At 73.5% G+C, this 4,236-nt stretch carries 5 protein-coding genes; 1 reads left to right on the forward strand and 4 read right to left on the reverse strand.

The genetic code is table 11. From position 1 onward, the window contains the following. The 4 genes from LE181_RS30200 to LE181_RS30215 all read right to left on the reverse strand — a co-directional run. Positions 1–292: 2-oxoglutarate dehydrogenase E1 subunit family protein (locus tag LE181_RS30200; protein WP_225664697.1), on the reverse strand; the 292-nt coding region annotated here is incomplete at its 3' end. Positions 293–544: 252 nt separating this feature from the next. After that, positions 545–1,633 (reverse strand): sensor histidine kinase, encoded by a 1,089-nt coding sequence (locus tag LE181_RS30205; protein ID WP_225664698.1) that lies wholly within the window; start codon positions 1,631–1,633, stop codon positions 545–547. Beyond that, positions 1,630–2,367: a response regulator transcription factor gene (locus LE181_RS30210; protein ID WP_225664699.1), complete on the reverse strand. Its 738-nt coding sequence runs from the start codon at positions 2,365–2,367 to the stop codon at positions 1,630–1,632. The genes LE181_RS30205 and LE181_RS30210 overlap by 4 nt, the downstream gene beginning before the upstream one ends. An 88-nt stretch (positions 2,368–2,455) precedes the next feature. Next, positions 2,456–3,169 (reverse strand): spermidine synthase family protein, encoded by a 714-nt coding sequence (locus tag LE181_RS30215; protein WP_225664700.1) that lies wholly within the window; start codon positions 3,167–3,169, stop codon positions 2,456–2,458. A gap of 188 nt (positions 3,170–3,357) precedes the next feature. Between LE181_RS30215 and LE181_RS30220 the strand changes: the two genes are divergently transcribed. After that, a partial coding sequence (locus LE181_RS30220; RefSeq protein ID WP_308103617.1) for a rhomboid-like protein occupies positions 3,358–4,236 on the forward strand: 879 nt, incomplete at its 3' end.

The raw sequence follows: 4,236 nt of genomic DNA on the forward strand, positions 1-4,236 counted from the left end.
GGGCGGGCGCCGGGGTGGCCGGGGCCGCGGGGGCGGCCGGGGCCTGGGCCGGGGCGGTGCCCGGCGTCACGGGAGCCTCGGTGCCCGGCGGCGCAGCCGCCGCCTGGCCCGGCTTGTAGTCGGCGAAGAAGTCCCACCAGGCTCGGTCGACCGAGTTCGGGTCCTGGAGGTACTGCTGGTAGATCTCGTCGACGAGCCACTCATTGGGACCGAACACGTCGGCAGGACTCTTGGCCTGCCCGGCTTGATCGGTCGAGACGCTCGATGAGGTGTTGGGGGACTGTGGCGACACGGCGGCAACCGCCCTCTTCCGCTTCCTAAGGTGGTGGACAGCGGGAATAAAGGCTACGCCTGTCGGGACCTTAGATGCAGGCCACCCGGGCCAGTCGTCGCCTAAGTCACACTCTGCCCCGGGTTTCAGGGCAGGACCAGGCGGGAAAACCCGGAGGTTCCTCTTCTTCCGAGGTCTTCCCGGGGCCTCCAGGGTTCGCCGAAGCCTGCCCCGCGCCCGGTACGGACGTGTGCTCCCACCACCGACCCTACGTCAAGTCTGTTCCCGAGGTCCGCCCGGAAGAGTGACCCTGATGCGGCAGCCCCGGGGGGATTCGGCCACTCCTATGCTCCCCCCGTGCAGGTCGACGGCCCAGCGGGCGATGGCCAGGCCCAGCCCGGTGCCGCCGTCGTGGCCCGGCCCCTGCTTGTCGTAGGGGCCGCGGTTGAAGCGCTCGAAGACCCGGTGCCGCTCGGCCTCCGGGATGCCCGGCCCCTCGTCGAGGACCTCCAGGGCCAGCGACTGCGCGCCCTCGCCGCGGCGGGCCCGGACCGTCACCCGGCCGTGCGGGGGGCTGTGCTTGACGGCGTTGTCCACGAGATTGGCCACCACCTGGTGCAGCCGTTCGGCGTCGGCGTGCGCGGTCAGCTCCGGCGGCGAGACGTCCAGGTGCAGATGGACGTCCTTGCGGGCGCGGGGCGAGGAGCCGCTGCCGCAGGCCATGCTCGCCTCCTTCAGCACCCCGGCCAGGTACGGCCACACCTCGAAGCGGCGGGCGTGCAGCGGCACCACGCCGTTGTCCAGCCGCGACAGGTCCAGCAGCTGCTCGACCAGCCGGCCCAGCCGTTCGGTCTGCTTCAGCGCGGTGCGCATCGTCTCCGGGTCGGCGGCCGAGACGCCGTCCACCACGTTCTCCAGCACCGCCCGCAGCCCGGCGATGGGGGTGCGCAGCTCGTGGGAGACGTTGGCGACCAGCTCCTTGCGGTGGGTGTCCACCGCCTCCAGGTCGGCCGCCATCCGGTTGAAGGCGATCGCCAGGTCGCCGAACTCGTCCCGGCGGGCGGCCCGCACCCGCCGGGTGTAATCACCCTGTGCCATCGAACGGGTGATGTCGGTCATCTCGTCCAGGGGTGCGGTCAGCCCGTGCGCCACGAACTGGGTGATCAGCAGCGAGGCGATGATCGAGAAGACGGTGATCACCCGGATCTCGGTCGCCGAGTGGATCGCGACGAAGACCAGGAAGGTCGTGATCACCACCGACCCGATGACCAGCGCGCCCAGCGCCGCCTTCACCGACCGGTACGGGTCCAGGGGGCGCAGCGCCTCCCAGACCCGGTCCCACACACCCTGCGGCGTCCTCATGCGGCCGGCGTCTCCAGCGCGTAGCCGACGCCGTGCACGGTGCGGATGCGCTCCGCCCCGATCTTCCGGCGCAGCGCCTTGATGTGGCTGTCCACCGTCCGGGTGCCCGAGGCGTCCGCCCAGTCCCACACCTCGGCGAGCAGCTGCTCGCGGGAGAGGACCGCGCGCGGGGTGTTGGCCAGGCAGACCAGCAGGTCGAACTCGGTCGGCGTCAGGTGGACGTCCCCGCCGCGCACCCGCACCCGGCGCTGCGCGTGGTCGATCTCCAGCTCGCCCAGCCGCAGGATGCCGCTGCGCGGCGTGTGCGCGGCCAGCGTGGCCCGCTCCACCCGGCGCAGCAGGACGTGCACCCGGGCGGCCAGCTCGCGCATCGAGAACGGCTTGGTCATGTAGTCGTCCGCGCCGACGCCGAGGCCGACCAGCATGTCGGTCTCGTCGTCGCGCGCGGTCAGCATCAGCACGGGCACCGGCCGCTGGGCCTGCACCCTGCGGCAGACCTCCAGGCCGTCGAAGCCCGGCAGCATGACGTCCAGGACCAGCAGGTCCGGCTGCCACGCCTCCGCGGTGTCCACGGCCGCGGGCCCGTCCCCCGCGGTCCGTACCTGAAATCCCTCGGCCCGCAGCCGGGCCGCGATGGCGTCCGTGATCGTTCTGTCGTCCTCGACGATCAGCACCCGGCGCTGCGCCCCGGCAGAGGCTGCGGCGCCACCCGGGCCGATGTGTGTCTGCTCCATGCGCCCCGCCCCTAGCGTCTTCCGTAGCGTTCTCACTACCAGTCCTGCAGGTGTGGAAGGCAGGGTACGGGCACCCGGCGTGGCTCGGCTACGCGGCACAGATGCCGAGGTGGACGACGTCCGGGACGCCTCGGGCAACGCTGATCTCTTCCGTCATTACCCCGGCGAATCCGGCATTCCGGAGGGCTTGTTCGAATGCCGTGGACGGCTGTGCGGACCAGACGGCGAGCACCCCGCCGGGCGTCAGCCGGGCCCGGCAGGCGGCGAGGCCGGCCGGCGAGTAGAGGCCGGCGTTGCCGTCGGTGACGGTCCAGCCGGGGCCGTTGTCGACGTCCAGGCAGAGCGCGTCGTAGCGACGTCCGGCGGCGTGGACGTGCTCGACGAGGTCGGCGTGGACGATCTCGGTGCGGGGGTCGGCCAGCGCGTCCCGGGAGATCGCGGCCAGCGGGCCGGTGCGGTGCCAGTCGATGACCGCGCCCTCGCGTTCGACGACCGTGATCCGCCCCCAGCGCGGCTGTGCGGCGGCCCTGGCCAGCGAGAAGCCCACGCCCAGCCCGCCGATCAGGACGGCCGGCGCCGGACGGGAAGGGGGCAGGGCGGTCAGGGCCGCGTCGACGAGCAGCCGCTCGGAACGGCCGTCGGCGGTGTCCATCAGGAAGCAGCCGTTGGCGATGATCTCGTGGTGCGGTCCCCTGCGCCGCAGCACGACCTCGCCGTACGGGCCGTCGCGCCGCTCCACCACCACGGGTTCCTCGGCGGCGGTGCGCGGGCCGCCGGCGTGCCGGACGTTCGGGACAGTCATGAGAGCCTCCTGAAGTCGTCGGTCACCCGGCCGACGCGCCCCGGCGTCAAAAGGTTGACAAGGGGTGAGCGGAGTCACGGCCAGAGGTTGATCCGGCAGACGGCTGTGCACCTTAATGTTCAGGAACGTCACGGGTGTGCCCGACGCCCCGGGACGGCGGGGACGTGCGCGGAAAGGGGCTTGACCGAGTGACTCCGGTTGACGCCGACGAAAGAGCCGGCGCGGGGGCGGCAGCCTCCGCGGGGCGTCGCCGCCGCGCGTTCCGGGCCCTGCGCCGGCTGCTGCCCTCGCCCAAGGGCGCGCCGTTCACGCTCGTCTACGGCCTGGTCCTCCTCGGCACCGCCGTCTACGCGGACCTCGGCGACGAAGCCACCGTCAATCAGCTGCTCCGCGACTCCAGTACGGACGCCGCGCACCTGGCCGACAATCCGGTGTTCGTGCTCGTCGCCAGCGCCCTCTGGGTGGCCGGCGGCCTCTACTCGGCGTACGGCGTGGCCTTCGTGCTGGTCCTGACCGCCCTGGAGCGCCGCGTCGGCGGGGCCCGGACGGCCGGGGTCTTCCTCCTCGGCCACGTGCTGGCCACGCTGGCCACGGAGCTGCCCGTGGCGGGCGCGGTGGCGGCCGGGCGGCTGCCGGAGGCATCGCTGCACCGCCTCGACTACGGCATCAGCTTCGGCCTGATGGCGTGCGTCGGCGCCCTCTCCGGGCTGCTGCGGCCGTTCGGCCGCTGGGCCCTGCTGGGCGTGGCCGGGGCGATGTGCGCCCAGGACCTGATAGAGCTCGTCGACCCGCTGGCCAGCTGGGGTCACCCCATCGCCCTGCTGACCGGGCTCGCCTGCCTGCCGCTCGTCCGCGACGGCGCGGGGCGGGCCCGGCGGGCCGGTGCGGGCGCCCCGTCAGCGGACGGTCCCGTCCCACTGCCACTCTTCCCGCCGTGGCTGCCCCGGCAGTACGCCCCGCCCCGTGCACCACAGGAGGGCGGGCCCGGCGGGCGGGCCGGCCGGGGCGCCGGGGAAGAGCCGTGCGAGGGCCGGCGCGCAGAGCCGGTCCGGCGGGCTCCAGTCGAG

This window comes from Streptomyces sichuanensis (genome assembly GCF_020328095.1).
Taxonomy (GTDB): domain Bacteria; phylum Actinomycetota; class Actinomycetes; order Streptomycetales; family Streptomycetaceae; genus Streptomyces; species Streptomyces cinnamoneus.

What these genes read in the sequence shown, in the direction of transcription:
- LE181_RS30205 (WP_225664698.1), bottom strand. Translation starts at nt 1,633, where the DNA reads ATGAGGACGCCGCAGGGTGTGTGGGACCGGGTCTGGGAGGCGCTGCGC.
- LE181_RS30215 (WP_225664700.1), bottom strand. Translation starts at nt 3,169, where the DNA reads ATGACTGTCCCGAACGTCCGGCACGCCGGCGGCCCGCGCACCGCCGCC.
- LE181_RS30210 (WP_225664699.1), bottom strand. Translation starts at nt 2,367, where the DNA reads ATGGAGCAGACACACATCGGCCCGGGTGGCGCCGCAGCCTCTGCCGGG.